Source organism: Amycolatopsis sp. NPDC043889 (assembly GCF_056435645.1).
The window spans coordinates 358,939-371,972 of record NZ_JBWKEC010000002.1; the positions used below are offsets into that span (position 1 = coordinate 358,939).

Below are 13,034 nucleotides of genomic sequence, written 5' to 3' on the forward strand. Positions count from 1 at the left end.
ACTCAGGGCCGGGCCGGGAGCACGAGGGAGAACTCCTCTTCGTCGATCAGGTCGAGCAACAGCCGGGCGACCCGGCCGGGCGGCCGCTCTCCCCTGGTGGCGATGGTCAGCGGCCAGGCGAGCCCCGGTTCGTCGAGCGGGATCGTCCGGACCCCTGCCAGCAGGCGAAGATCGGGAACGACGGCGACACCGAGCCCCGCCGCCACATAGGCGGGCACGGCGCGCAGGTCGGCGACCTCGACGACGACCCGTCTCGGCGTCCCGAGCGCCTCGAAGGCGCGATCCAGGGCGACCCGGTTGCCGAAGCCGCGCGGATTGTCCACGAACGACTCGTCCGCGAGGTCCGCCAAGGTCAGCGACCGCCGGTCGCACAACGGGTGAGCGTCGGGAAGCACGACGACGAACGGCGCCGAGCCGAGCATTTTGGTGTCGAGCCCGGCGAGGTCGGATTCGGGCAGGCCGAGCAGGGCGATGTCGAGCCTGCCATGGCGCAGGTCCTCGGCCAGCCCGGTGGACCCGGTGATCGACACCGAAACGTGCAGGTCGACCAGCGGGTAACGCCGATGGAACGCGCCGAGCAGATCGGGCAGGTCGAGGTCCCCGACGCTGGTCAAAGTGCCGATACGGAGGCTGCCGCGCAGGCCGGCGGAGGCGTCGGCGACCACCTCGCGTGCCCTTTCGACCGCCTCCAGCGCGGCCTTGGCCTCGGGAAGGAACACCTTGCCCGCCGGAGAGAGCGCGACCCGCCGTGTCGAACGGTCGAACAGCTTGACGCCCAGTTCGCTTTCGAGCGCCTGAATCGTCGCTGAGACGGTGGACTGCACCGCGTACAGGCGCCGGGCCGCGCGCGTGAAACTGAGTTCCTCGGCGACGGCGACGAAACATTCGAGCTGACGGGTCTCCACGGTCGCGGATTATCGCATTCACCGATAACTGTGACCAGTATTGTTCGTTGGACTTGGATGATCCGGCGATTCACAGTGGAGGCATGCTGAACAGCGTCGCCCTCCCTCGCCCCGCGCTCCGGCGGATCAGCCACGGCCGCGGTTTCTGGGTCGTCGCGGCCGCCTATGCCGCCTCACTTGCCTTCTCCACCGTTCCCACCCCGCTCTACGTGCTCTACCAGCAACGTGACGGCTTCCCGACCTACGTCGTCACCATCGTCTTCGCCGCCTACGCGGTCGGCGTGATGGGCAGCCTCTACCTCGCCGGCCATGTCAGCGACTGGCTGGGACGGCGGCGGGTGATCCTCGCCGCGACCTTGACCCAGGCGCTTTCCGCGACGCTTTTCCTGGCGTGGCCGGACGTTCCCGGCCTGATCCTGGCCAGGCTCGTCGGCGGGGCGGGGATCGGCGCGCTGACCGCGACCGCCACCGCGCACCTGTCCGAACTGCGCGCTGTCGCCCGCCCGCGCGAGGACCACGGCCGCGCTGGGCTGATCGCGACCGTGGTCAACATGGGCGGGCTGGCGCTCGGGCCGTTGTTCGGCGGCGTGTTCGCGAGCTATTCGGCCGAGCCGCTCACCACGCCGTTCGTGTTCTTCCTGGTTCTGTTGCTCGCCGCCGCGATCGCCGTCGCGCTGGTGCCGGAGACGGTGGAGCGCGCCGAAGAGCGACCTGCGTACCGGCCGCAGCGCGTCTCACTGCCGTCGAGCGCGCGACCTGCCTTCTTCGGCGCGGCGATCGGCGCCTTCGCAGCCTTCGCGATCACCGGGTTGTTCATGGCACTGACGCCGACGTTGCTGGCGCAGGGCATGCACGAGAGTTCGCGGATGCTCGCTGGTCTCGCGTCGTTCTCCGTATTCCTCGCGGCCGCCGGCGCGCAGGTGGTCTTCGCCGGACTGGCCAGGAACACCCAGCTACGGCTCGGCCTCGGGCTGATGGTGGCCGGTCTGGTGGCCTTGCCGGTCGCGGTCACCTCGTCCCAGCTGTGGCTCTTCCTCGCGGGCGGGTTCGTGGCGGGCGCCGGCGTCGGGCTGGGCTTCCGCGCGTCGGTGGCCACCGTCGCCGCCCTCGCCGAGCCACCGGTGCGCGGCGAGGTTCTCGCGGCCCTGTTCCTGGCCGCCTACGCCGGGCTGGTCCTGCCCGTCCTTCTCGTCGGAATCGCGCTGGTCTGGCTGCCGAGTGCATGGGCGCTGATCGGATTCTCGGTGCTGGAGCTGGGTTTGCTCGCCTGGTCGGCGCCCAAGGTGCTGACCTGACCGTCCACAGTGGCGCGTCCGGGTGGTGACCCTCGTCAAACCCGCGGGCGCTCCGCGCGGCGGTGTGCCATCCTGGTCGCGGAACCTCGTGATCGAGGTCCCCGGACGAGTGGGTGCCGTACCCGGCCAGCGACAAGACGGCACTCTGGGAGCGCGTCATGTCGTGGCTTGTCCTGATCGTTTCGGGTGTGCTGGAAGCCGTGTGGGCCACCGCCCTCGGCAAATCCGAAGGGTTGTCGCGGCCGGTACCGTCGGTGATCTTCGGCGTGACGCTGGTCGCCAGCATGGTGGGTCTCGCGTACGCGATGAAGGATCTCCCCGTCGGCACCGCCTACGCGGTCTGGGTCGGGATCGGGGCTTCGCTCACCGTCGCGTACGGCATGTGGTCGGGCGCGGAAACCGTTTCAGTGGCCCGGATCCTGCTGATCGTGGGGATCGTGGCCTGTGTGGTGGGCCTGAAAGTCCTGCACTGACCCGGTCGTGAGTGGCGATTCGAGTTCTATTGAGGGGTGAGGCAAACGTGTCGGGTGCGGTGGGCGGTCCGCTCATGGCCGCCTTCGATCGTGTCGCGAAAGCCACTTTCGGGACATCACACGCCGCGAAAATGGCTTTCGCGACACACGCCCCAGGCCATGTCGACGACGTAGCGAAGGCCCCCTTCCCTACCCTCAGGGTAGGCAAGGAGGCCTTCACCACCACCTGGGTCGATCACTTCAGCTGACGGCGCGAAAGTAGCTTCGCAACACGCCACAGTTGCCTTTCCCCTCAATAACCCGAATCGCCACTCACGACCACCTCAGCGCAAAGAGGGACCGCCCCCGACGCACGGACGACGTCGGGGGCGGTCGGTCCGGGCGCACCCCTGCGTGTGGCCCGGACGGCTAGGCGGTCAGGCGCGCGCCCAAAGCGCTGGGACGTTCGGCGGCTCCCAACCTGCCTGTGCGGTGTGGCCCTGCAGGGCCCGGTAGGTGGCACCGCCGTAAGTCACCGTCGCGCCGACGGCGTAGGTGGTGCCCGCCGCCCAGGTTCCACCGGGCGGGTTGTTCGACGTCGTGGTGGTCGGCGTCGTGCTGGAGGGCGGGTTCGAACCCGAGGTCACCAGGCGCAGGTTGTAAACGCTCAGGATCTCCGAGATCGGCTGGAAGTAGAACGTGCCGCCCGAGCTGCAGTTGCCGGAGCCACCCGAGGTCACGCCCTGGGCCTGGTCGCCCGCGAGCCACGAACCACCGGAGTCGCCCGGCTCGGCGCAGGCGTTGGTCCGGGTGAGGCCGGAAACGGTGCCCTGCGGGTAATTCACCGACGCGTTCTTCTGCTGGATGGTGCCGCAGTGCCAGCCCGTCGTGGAACCGGAACGGCAGACCGACGCGCCGATCGCGGCCTCCTGCGAACCCGCCACCGGAACGGTGCCCGGGTAGCGGTTGACCAGCGGACGCGGGGTGTTGCCCGCGTCCACGCGGACCCACCCGTAGTCGTTGCCGGGGAAGCTGGAGCCCGCGACGCTTCCGCTCGGGTTCGAGGTCCGCGTTCCCGTGGTTCCGCAGTGTCCCGCGGTCACGAAGCCGCCTTCGACCGAGAAACCGATCGAGCACCGGCCCGAGCCGAAGGTGTACGCGTTGCCGCCGATGACGTCGATCAGCGGAACCGGGCTTTCGGCGCTGGTCTCGACCCGCACCGCGTCGGCACCCACGCCCGCCGCGGTCGCCCACGATTTCGCGGCCGCCTCGCCACCGGCGTTGGCCAGCACCACGATCGAGTTCGTGGTGGCGTCGACGTACCAGCCGGGCACGGTCTTCGGAGCGGTGGTTCCCTTGGCGTCCAACGACAGCTTCGCCGCGTCGAGCTGCGCGGCACTCCGCGCGACCGTCTTCGGGGTCGCGCCCGCAGCACGGACGACACCCTCCAGCGCCGCGTCGGTGACCGCGACGGTCAGCGTGGTCCCGGCCGAGTCCAGCCAGGATCCGGCGTAGGACGAGCCGAGGCGGGACTTGAGGTCGCTGTCGGCGCGAGCCGCCTTCTGCTCGCCGGCGAGGCGGGTCCTTGCCTGGTCCGGGCTGATCTTCAGGTCGCGCGCCAAGGCGGCGACGATCTCCGACTGGACCTGGTCGGCCACAGGCCCGTTCTGGCCGGCGCTGGCGCTCGGCGTCAGCGCGATGGCCGTGACCAGGCCCGCGCCGGTCAGGGCCGCCGCGGCGGCCGCTACGATCTTTCGGTTCATTTCAGGCGTTTCCTCACCGCGTTCCGGAAGAAGATCTCGTCCAGACCGTACGAGGCACCTGCTACGAATGGTACATACCATTTAGGTCATATCCACCCAGTGGACTGGACCTTTCAACCGCTTCCGCGCAGGTCAGCGCATCCCGGCGTCCGTGTAGTCCACGCCGTACCCCGGGTTCAACTCCAGGTACTTCGAGTAGGTCGGCCGCCGGTCGATCAGTTCGCCGTACACCGCGCGGGACAGGGCGATCATCTCCGCGGCGAAGGGACCCATCTCCCCCCGCTCCGACCAGCCGACGAGATTCCGCCAGCTCAGCGGGTTCCCCGCGATCGGGACCGCGACGATGCCCGGGATCTCGTGGAACAGCGGCTGGCACAGCACCACCGCGTGCCCTGATTCGACCATCTCGATGCAGGTCAGCACATCGGTTTCGTACAACGAACGCGGCGTGAACCCCGATCTCGCGCACGCGGAGGCGAAACAGTCGCCGAAGCATCCGTCGCCCGGCGTCGCGCACCACCGTTCGTTCGCGAGCGCGCCGAGTTCGACCTCGGGCCGCTGCGCGCGCTCGTCCCGCGCCGACATCAGCACGAACACCGGATGATGCGCGAGCGTCCGCCAGCGGAGACCGGGCTCCGGCGGTGGCGCGGCGTCACCGCAGACGCCGACGAAGGCGAAGTCCAGCGCGCCCTCGGCGGTCATGTCCGCGAGTTTGTTGGCCGACCACGATGTATGCGTGGCGACATGGATGTCGGGATGGGTGGTGCCGAGGCGCTGCAGGAGCGCCCCCAGCATCGGCCCCGTCGCCGAGCCGAGCCGCAGGGTCACCGGCTCCCCGGTGCCGGCGTGCTGGGCGAGCCGCGCCGCCTCGTCGTGCAGCGACGACACGGCGGGGAGCACCATCTTCGCCCTGTCGAGGACGAGGAGGCCGAGCGCGGTCGGCCGGGTGCCCGTGTGGTCGCGCAGGAACAGCTTTCCGCCGAGGGTCCGTTCGATGCGCTTCAGTTGTGCTGTCAGTGCAGGCTGCGCCATTCCGAGCGTGTTCGCCGCCTTGGTGATACTCCCGAGTTCGGCGATCGCGCACATGATGCGCAGGTGGCGCAGTTCCAGCTCCATCCCTCTACGTTAGTAGACATAACTGGACTGGACCAGACAAACGAATGAGCCAAATGGCTTCGTATCGCTTGGTTCGGCGATGCCATCGATGTCAGGAATCCAGGACACGCCAGGGCTCCGGCCGATACTGTCACCACGGAACCGACGACGAGGGGGTTCAGTGGCGGAGCGTGGACGGATCCGGCGATCGCTGGCGCGCGTGATCACCGACGACAACCTGGATCTGTACGTACTGGGCACCGTCGCACTGGCGTTCACCGTCCTGGGCGCGACCGGGATCTCGGACGTCAAAACGCTTTCGTCCGTGGTGACGGCGCTGCTGGCACTGCTCGCCTTCTCCCAGATCCGCTCGCGGCGGCTGACCGAACAGGTCCGCGACTCCAACCGAGGCGGTCCGGCGTCGTTCTTCGAACCGGAGTTCCCCGCGGATCTCATCTCCCGGCGTGCGGCGGCGTTCGACATCCTGCTGATCGGCCATTCGATGACCAGGACCGTGCAGGGTATGCGCGGTGACATCCGGTCGATCCTCGAATCGGGCGGACGGATCCGGGTACTGGTGCTGGATCCGACCGACGAAGAGCTCGTAGCCATCGCCGATCGCCGCATCTCCCAGAGCCTCGGGCAGGGGCGGCTGCGGCAGCGGATCCTGGCGACCCTGGACGAGCTGACCTCCTTGAAGAGCAGGACCGGCGGCAGACTGGAGATCCGGGTGTCGTCGCGGATCCCGTCCGCGGGTTTCAATTGTCTCGACGTCTCCGGCAAACGGGGACTGGTCTGCGTACAGCACTACGAATACCGGCCGAGCGGTGAGGCCGCGCCGGTGTTCACAGTGGGACCGAAGGACGCTCCCTGGTACCGGCACTTCGCCGACGAGGCGGAACGGCTGTGGGAGGACGGCACGCCCTGGCCGCTGTCTCCCACGGACCAGGTCGCGCGGGCGCGCCGTCCGGTGTTCAGCGAGGACTTCGGCCCCGCACTCGCCGAGGCGATCGAAGGCGCGAGCGAACTCCTGGTCACCGGGATGGCCCGCAACACCCTGGTGAACAACAGTTACGGCAAACTCGAAGAACGGTTGCGGGCCGGCGCCAAGATCCGGTTCGTGCTGATCGACCCGCATTCACCCGCGATCGGCACCGCGGCCTCCCGCTACTACGCCGTGCGGTCTCCGGAAAGCGCGCGGGAGCGGGTCCTCCACACGCTGCGGGTGCTGGCCGAGCTGAAACGCTCGACCGGCGGCGACCTCACGGTCCGGCTCGTCGCGCACCCCGTCGCCACGGGAGTCATCGTCACCGGCTCGGCACTGTTCGCCGAGTACTACACCTACCAGGCCGCGGGTGAGCCGAAGTTCGTGCTGCAGCCCGCGGACGGCGCGGCGTACCGGACCTTCCTCGGCGAGGCGGAGGCGTTGTGGAACAGCGCCGCACCGCACGATCTGACCGTGGACGACGTCGAGACGGCGGGCAACTGAGCCGCGCCCTGAGGAGGGTTCGTGCACATCCACGCCAGACGTCGTTCCATCAGCTTCAGCGGCCGGACGATCACGGTCAAGGCCGCGGTCAAGGGGCTCAACTACAAGAAGCACACGTTCGCCGTCGAGAAGATCAGCGGTATCAAGAACATCCCGCCGACGGCGTCCAAGCCGGGAATGCTCATCTTCGACGTGAACGGGGCGTCCAAGACGATCGTCGAAGACGTGCCCATGTACGCCGACAAGGCGTGTCGCGAAAGCCACTTTCGGGACATCTGACGTCCCGAAAGTGGCTTTCGCGACGCCTTTGCCGTACGTGAAGGCGCCGTTGACCCTGACCGTCCTAGCCGGTCACGTCCTCTTCGACTTGCGGTTCAGGAACGCCGAGGCCCCGAAACCGTGCGCGGCGACGCTCAGCAGCACGGTCACCGCCATGACGCTCAACGCGACGTCCGCCGCGTCCCCGTCGAGTGAGTTGAAGGCGAGCAGGCCGAACACGATCGACGCCGCGCCGCGCGGGGCCAGCAGGCCGATGGTCATCCGGTCCCGCCACCGGAAGTCCGTCCGCAGCAAGGTGAGCAGCACCGGGATCAGCCGCGCGACGGTCAGCGCGACGACACTGACGAGCACGATGCCCCACGTGAGGCCGAAGGACAGCACCAGCACCGCGGTACTGCCGAAGACGAACCACATGAGCAGCCCGCACAGCGAACTGACGTCCTCGGCGAGCCCGACTTCGTCTTCGCCGGGGTGCCGCGCGGTCTTGTAGGCGATCCCGCAGATGAACGCGGCGACGAAGCCGTTGCCGCCGATCGCGACGGCGGCGGTGTAGGTCAGCAGCGGCAGGGCGACGCCCGCGACCCGCGCGGAATGCCGGGTCGACCAGCCGTGCTTGGCCGTCACGTTCATCGCCACCGCGGCCACCGCACCGATGACGGAGCCCGCCAGCACGGCCAGCAACGCCGCCGGGATCGCGGTCTGCAGCGCCTCGCCCGGCGTGTCCGCCTGGTGGTGGCTCCCCGCGAGGGTGAGCGCGAAGATGAACACCGGGGCGACGACGCCGTCGTTGTAGCCGCTCTCGACGTTCAGCAGATGCCGCACGCGTTCGGGCACCCGGACGTCGTGCACCACGGACGTCGCCGGGGCGAAATCCGTCGGGGCGACGATGCAGGCGATCAGCAGGACCGCCGCCCAGCCGAGGCCCGGCAGCGCCAGCAGGCCGACACCCATGACGATCAGGATCGTCAGCGGCAGCGCGATCAGCAGCAGCCGCGCCGCGGTCTTGGCGTCGTGGCCGAGATAGCCGCCCTTGACCGCGGTGGCGTCCACGAACAGCAGCAGCGCGAGGATCAGTTCCGCCGCGTTGAGCGCGATCTCGGTGTTGAGCCCGTTGCCGAGATCGTTGCGGGTGCTGAACCCGATCGCCAGCCCGGCCGCCACCATCGCCATCGGCGCGGTGATCTGCCACCGTTCCAGCCTGGCCGCCGTCATCGTCCAAGCCAGCACGACGACCGCGCCGACGAGCACGCTCTGGATCATCTCCCGCCCCTCGTTCCCGGTGGACTCCCCTGCCACCGGGAACGAGCTTAGAGGCCGGACCGAGTGCGGCGGTCCACAAAGGAACGTCGATCACACCACCGCGCCGTTGTCGTCCCGCTGTCGTGCGGGCGACGCCTTCCGGACGGGACGTCCGGCTCCTGGCCACCGCTTGTCGAGCAGGATCGCGACGGGACCGGCAGTGGCCACTGTGGACACTGTGCCGGCGACGAGACCGAGCAGGAGCGCGAGGGCGAAGTCGGCCAGCGACCCGTCCCCGAGGAACAGCAGCGCCCCGAGGACGAACAGCACCCCGATCCCGGTGTTGATCGTCCGCGGCAGCGTCTGCAGAACCGCCGTGCCGACGACCCGCGAGAACGGCTCCTTGCGGCGTTGCCCCCGTACCTCCCGCACCCGGTCGAAGACCACCACCGAGTCGTTGACCGAATAGCCGATCACCGTCAGCAGCGCGGCGAGGAAGACACCGTCCATGGACTTGCCCAGCCAGGCGAAGATCCCGAGGATGATCAGGACGTCCTGCGCGAGCGCGGCCACCGTGGCCACGCCGAGCCGCCAGTCGAACCGCACCGCCAGGTAGATCAGCTGCGCCAGCACCGCGAGGCCGAGCGCGATCACCGCCTTGGTGCGCAGTTCGGCGCCGAGGCTCGGGCCGATCTGCTCGTCGCGGATCTCGGTGGCGTCGCCCGCGACCCCGGCGACGGCGGCCCGGATCCGTTCGGTGGCATCCTCGTCGATCGGCTCGGTGCGGACGGAGATGTCCTTCTCCCCGGATGTCTGCACGACGGCGCGGGGGAATCCGGCGTCGGAGACCGCGTCCCGGACCCGCTCGACGTCGGCGGGCGCCGAGGTGCTGTATTCGATGACCCTGCCACCGGTGAACTCGACGCCGAGGTTCGGTCCCGCCACGAACAGTCCCGCGATCGCGGCGATGACGACCGCGCCCGCGACCATCAGCCAGCGCCGGGGCTTCCCGAGGAACCCGGGATCGCGGCGGTTCACCCACCGCCGGACCCGGCCCTCGTGGGTGAGGCCGGACAGCCGTGGTTTGCGCGCGACCACGCCCCGCATCGTGAGGTGCAGCAGCAAACGCGTGAGCACGAGCGAGATGAACAACGCCACGACGACACCGATGGACAGCGTCACCCCGAATCCGCGTACCGGCCCGGACGCCAGCCAGAACAGCAGTCCCGCGGCGAGCAGGGTGGTCACGTTCGAATCGACGATCGCCGACAAAGCCCCGCTGAACCCGCGGCTGACCGACCGCGGCAGGGAACCTCCGTGTTTGACGGAGTGTTCTTCTCTCGCCCTTTCGAAGACGAGCACGGTCGCGTCGACGGCCATGCCGATCGCCAGGACGAACCCGGCGAGACCCGGCAAGGTCAGTGTCGCGCCGACGGCGAGCAGCGCGGCGTAGGACACGGCGGCGTACGCCACGAGTGCGCCCACGGCGATCAGCCCGGCCAGGCGATACACCGCGAGGAGGAACAGCGCGGTCAGCGCCAGGCCGATCACGGCGGCACGGGCACTGGCGTCGATGGCGGCCGCGCCGAGCGTGGGCCCGACGGTCCGCTGCTCGATGATCTCGACCGGTGTCGGCAGCGCGCCCGCGTTGATCAGCAGCGCCAGATCCTTGGCTTCGGCGGGTGAGAACCGCCCGGTGATCTGCGTGCTCCCGCCGACGATCCCGACCCCGCAGGCGACCTGCGGGCTCACCTGCGGCGACGAGATCACCTTGTCGTCGAGCGCGATCGCCACCCGGCGGGCGGGATCGCCGGGTGGCGAGCAGGCGGCCTGGCCGGTCAGCCGCTCCCAGGCACGGCCGGCGTCCCCTTTGAAGTCGACCGAAACGAGCCATCCGCCGCCGCCCTGCGAATCGATCGACGAGAGTGCCTCGTCGACGCCTTCACCGGTCAGCGCGGCGGGTCCCAGCGTGATCGGCTGCCCGCTCTCGTCGTTGAGGACCTTGGAATCGCCAGGGGCGGCGCCGGCGGCGAGCACGGGATGGAAGGACAGTTGCGCGGTGCGGCCGATCACCTCGACGGCCTCGCGCGGATCCCGCACGCCGGGCAGTTCGACGATGATCCGGTTGTCGCCGGAGCGGGCCAGCATCGGCTCGGCGACACCCAGTGCGTCGACCCGGCGGCGCAGCACCTCGAGCGTCCGGTCGGTGGTCTGGGCGTCGGCGGTGACGGTGGGCGAATCCTTGGTCTCCAGCACGATCTGCGTGCCACCACGCAGATCGAGCCCCAGGCGCGGGGCGGTGGTCAGCAACAGGTACACGGTCGCGGCGAGGACGACCAGCGAGACGACGGCTCGCCCGGTCATGCCTCGCCGCGCGGTTTCGCGCGGCACGAAGTTCTCTCCTCAAGGGTTTCCCGGTTCGGGCACGCGCGGACCGCGCGCCCGTCAGCTTCAGACGGCTGCCGGGAAAGGAGGAGCTCGATCCCCCAGCGCGAGGCGGTTCGCCGCGCGCGAGGGCGGGGTGACGTCTTCGTGGAGTTCGCTCAGGCGGAGCAGCGTCGTGGACGCCGGCCCGTGCGGGACGGTGCCGAAGAGAGGCAGGTCACCGTGACCGTGCACTCCCAGCAGGGCGGGTTCGGCGGCGAGCCTGCCCGCGGCGCGCACCGGCGCGACGGCCTTGGAGACCGAGGAGCCGACCGTCGCGTCCGCCCCGCGCGGCTCGTCCGCCGAAGCGGAACCGCCCGTGTGGAGCGCGAGGAAGAGACCGAGCGCGGTCAGCACGGCGGCGAGCAGCGCCGGCACGGCCTGCCTGGCCGTCCGGTACCTCCCGCTCTCCACCGTCATCGACACACTCCCAGGTCTCGCCGACACCCTACTGGGATCCGGCCTGCCGCCACAGGCGCGCGATCCCGGCGCGGACGCGGTCCTCCCCCAGCTCCGGCAGCAACGCGGTCAGATGCTCGGCCGCGAGCGGGGCCAGCAGGGCGTGCGCGGCGTGCTCGGGGTCGGGCGTGCCGTCGAGCAGAAGCGCGACATGCCGGTGCCAGAACCGGTAGGCCCCGATGCGGTAGCGCGCCCCCGGCACGGCGGTCTCCGACATCCGCACCAGCGGCAGGTGTTCGAGCACGTAGTCGACGTAGGCCTCGGCGAAGGCGACGAGCCGTTCGACCGGCAGCGCGCCGGGTCCCAGCGGGGGCGGGCCGTGCAGGATTCCCTCCTGGAGCAGGCGTTCCCGCGCGTCCAGCAGGGCGACGGCCAGCCCCGCCTTGTCACCGAAGCGGCGGAAGAGCGTGCCCTTGCCCACCCCGGCGGCCGCCGCCACCTGATCCATCGACACCGCTTCGACGCCGTGCTCGGCGAACAAGGCCGCCGCCGCGTCCAGGATCGCGGCCCGGTTGCGGGCGGCGTCGGCGCGCTCCTTGGGCGGCGGCGTGCGCAGGAGTTCCAGCGAGGTTGCAGAAGCGGACTGCGGTCCGATATGGTCGTGAGGCACATCCGGACTATAGTCCGATTAACTGGAGGTAGCGACATGACCGCACTCATCACCCGTGACGAATTGAAGGCCGCGATCGACGCGAAGACCGTGACGGTGGTCGACGCACTGGGTGGCGAGTACTACGCCAAGCAGCATCTGCCCGGCGCCGTTCCCCTGGTCCTCGCCGACGTCGACGCGCACGCCGCGACCGTGCTGCCCGATCGCGGCGCCGCCATCGTCACCTACTGCTCGAACCCCGGCTGCCCGAACAGCGGCCAGGTCGCCGACCGGCTCACCGCCCTCGGCTACACAGACGTCCGCAAGTACCGGGAGGGCATCGAGGACTGGGCCGGCGCGGGCCTGCCCCTCGAGTCTCAGTCCTGAGAAAGGACACGCTTCCGCAGGATCGGGACCCCGCCGCCGTCGAGTTCGGCGAGGTGGGCCGCCCGTCCGGTCATGGCCATGATCAGCGCCAAGGTCGGGCCTGAGACGAGCGGACCGGTCCCGGTGGCGAAGGGACCATCGGTGGCTTCCAGCCGCAGCCCGCCGATGCGTCCCTTCGCCATCACCACCAGGTCCGAATCCCGGTAGTACTCGGCCAGCGTGGTGAGGACGTCGATCGGGTGATCGCGGCGGATGCCGAGCGGACGCCGGATGTCCTCGCCGTGCACGATCGTCTCGCCGAGCATGGCCCTCTTCGGCAAGGGCGGTTTCGTCGTGCTGGTGACGACGCCGCGGAACCGCTCCAGCGTCTCGGCGCCGTCGTCCCCCATCTGCTCGGCCAGCCGCATGGCGACCTGCTTGTCGAAATCCCACCGGCAGCGGATCACGCCCGCCATCCACCGCAGAGGGGTGAGGCTCGCGGCCGAAGTGACATGCGCGAGCACTTCACGCACCGTCAGCCCCGCGCACAGCGACGGTGTTCTCCACTGCTCCTCGGTGAGCTCCGCCAGGTCGTTCGCCAGCGCCGCCCGCTCGGCGTGGATCAGCGGCCAGATCTCGGTCTTCGTTCCTGAATCCGTCATCCGGAGTCCCTCCAGTC

General features: G+C 69.8%; 13 protein-coding genes and 1 riboswitch. Of the genes, 5 read left to right on the forward strand and 8 right to left on the reverse strand.

Annotation, left to right across the window (positions count from 1 at the left end; all coding sequences use genetic code 11):
* Nucleotides 1-2: 2 nt before the first annotated feature.
* Complete coding sequence (locus tag AC0685_RS07090) at nucleotides 3-905, reverse strand: LysR family transcriptional regulator (protein ID WP_478224740.1); 903 nt, start codon at nucleotides 903-905, stop codon at nucleotides 3-5.
* Nucleotides 906-988: 83 nt separating this feature from the next.
* Between AC0685_RS07090 and AC0685_RS07095 the strand changes: the two genes are divergently transcribed.
* Together AC0685_RS07095 and AC0685_RS07100 are read left to right on the forward strand one after the other, a co-directional pair.
* Nucleotides 989-2,200: an MFS transporter gene (locus AC0685_RS07095; RefSeq protein ID WP_478224741.1), complete on the forward strand. Its 1,212-nt coding sequence runs from the start codon at nucleotides 989-991 to the stop codon at nucleotides 2,198-2,200.
* A 78-nt stretch (nucleotides 2,201-2,278) separates the two neighbouring features.
* Nucleotides 2,279-2,347, forward strand: a riboswitch (guanidine-III (ykkC-III) riboswitch).
* A gap of 11 nt (nucleotides 2,348-2,358) precedes the next feature.
* A complete protein-coding gene (locus AC0685_RS07100) occupies nucleotides 2,359-2,673 on the forward strand; it encodes a DMT family transporter (RefSeq protein WP_063277207.1) in 315 nt (104 codons plus the stop codon).
* A gap of 416 nt (nucleotides 2,674-3,089) precedes the next feature.
* On the opposite strand, the gene AC0685_RS07105 is transcribed toward AC0685_RS07100, so the two are convergent.
* Together AC0685_RS07105 and AC0685_RS07110 are read right to left on the reverse strand one after the other, a co-directional pair.
* Nucleotides 3,090-4,415, reverse strand: coding sequence for an alpha-lytic protease prodomain-containing protein (locus AC0685_RS07105; protein WP_478224742.1), 1,326 nt, complete (start codon nucleotides 4,413-4,415; stop codon nucleotides 3,090-3,092).
* A 132-nt stretch (nucleotides 4,416-4,547) separates the two neighbouring features.
* Complete coding sequence (locus AC0685_RS07110) at nucleotides 4,548-5,531, reverse strand: LysR family transcriptional regulator (RefSeq protein ID WP_034316722.1); 984 nt, start codon at nucleotides 5,529-5,531, stop codon at nucleotides 4,548-4,550.
* Nucleotides 5,532-5,691: 160 nt separating this feature from the next.
* Here AC0685_RS07110 and AC0685_RS07115 point away from each other — a divergent pair, with 160 nt between their 5' ends.
* Together AC0685_RS07115 and AC0685_RS07120 are read left to right on the forward strand one after the other, a co-directional pair.
* Nucleotides 5,692-6,999, forward strand: a complete 1,308-nt coding sequence (locus AC0685_RS07115) for a DUF5919 domain-containing protein (RefSeq protein WP_478224743.1) — start codon at nucleotides 5,692-5,694, stop codon at nucleotides 6,997-6,999.
* Nucleotides 7,000-7,020: 21 nt separating this feature from the next.
* Nucleotides 7,021-7,278 (forward strand): hypothetical protein, encoded by a 258-nt coding sequence (locus tag AC0685_RS07120; RefSeq protein WP_478224744.1) that lies wholly within the window; start codon nucleotides 7,021-7,023, stop codon nucleotides 7,276-7,278.
* Nucleotides 7,279-7,350: 72 nt separating this feature from the next.
* On the opposite strand, the gene AC0685_RS07125 is transcribed toward AC0685_RS07120, so the two are convergent.
* From AC0685_RS07125 to AC0685_RS07140, 4 genes are read right to left on the reverse strand one after another with little or no spacing between them, the layout of a single operon-like run.
* Nucleotides 7,351-8,574, reverse strand: a complete 1,224-nt coding sequence (locus tag AC0685_RS07125) for a cation:proton antiporter (RefSeq protein ID WP_478224745.1) — start codon at nucleotides 8,572-8,574, stop codon at nucleotides 7,351-7,353.
* Nucleotides 8,575-8,628: 54 nt separating this feature from the next.
* Nucleotides 8,629-10,908, reverse strand: coding sequence for a protein translocase subunit SecD (secD, locus tag AC0685_RS07130; protein WP_478224746.1), 2,280 nt, complete (start codon nucleotides 10,906-10,908; stop codon nucleotides 8,629-8,631).
* A 60-nt stretch (nucleotides 10,909-10,968) separates the two neighbouring features.
* A complete protein-coding gene (locus tag AC0685_RS07135) occupies nucleotides 10,969-11,361 on the reverse strand; it encodes a hypothetical protein (RefSeq protein ID WP_478224747.1) in 393 nt (130 codons plus the stop codon).
* 28 nt (nucleotides 11,362-11,389) lie between these two features.
* The gene (locus AC0685_RS07140) at nucleotides 11,390-11,965 is read right to left on the reverse strand and encodes a TetR/AcrR family transcriptional regulator (protein ID WP_478224900.1); all 576 of its coding nucleotides are present in this window, start codon (nucleotides 11,963-11,965) and stop codon (nucleotides 11,390-11,392) included.
* Between the two features lie 81 nt (nucleotides 11,966-12,046).
* Here AC0685_RS07140 and AC0685_RS07145 point away from each other — a divergent pair, with 81 nt between their 5' ends.
* Nucleotides 12,047-12,376 carry a rhodanese-like domain-containing protein gene (locus tag AC0685_RS07145; RefSeq protein ID WP_465536937.1) on the forward strand — a complete coding sequence of 110 codons (330 nt, stop codon included), beginning with the start codon at nucleotides 12,047-12,049 and terminating at the stop codon, nucleotides 12,374-12,376.
* Here AC0685_RS07145 and AC0685_RS07150 read toward each other — a convergent pair.
* Entirely contained in the window at nucleotides 12,367-13,017 is a 651-nt protein-coding gene (locus tag AC0685_RS07150; RefSeq protein WP_478224748.1) for a maleylpyruvate isomerase family mycothiol-dependent enzyme, read from the reverse strand. The genes AC0685_RS07145 and AC0685_RS07150 overlap by 10 nt on opposite strands.
* Between the last annotated feature and the right edge of the window lie 17 nt (nucleotides 13,018-13,034).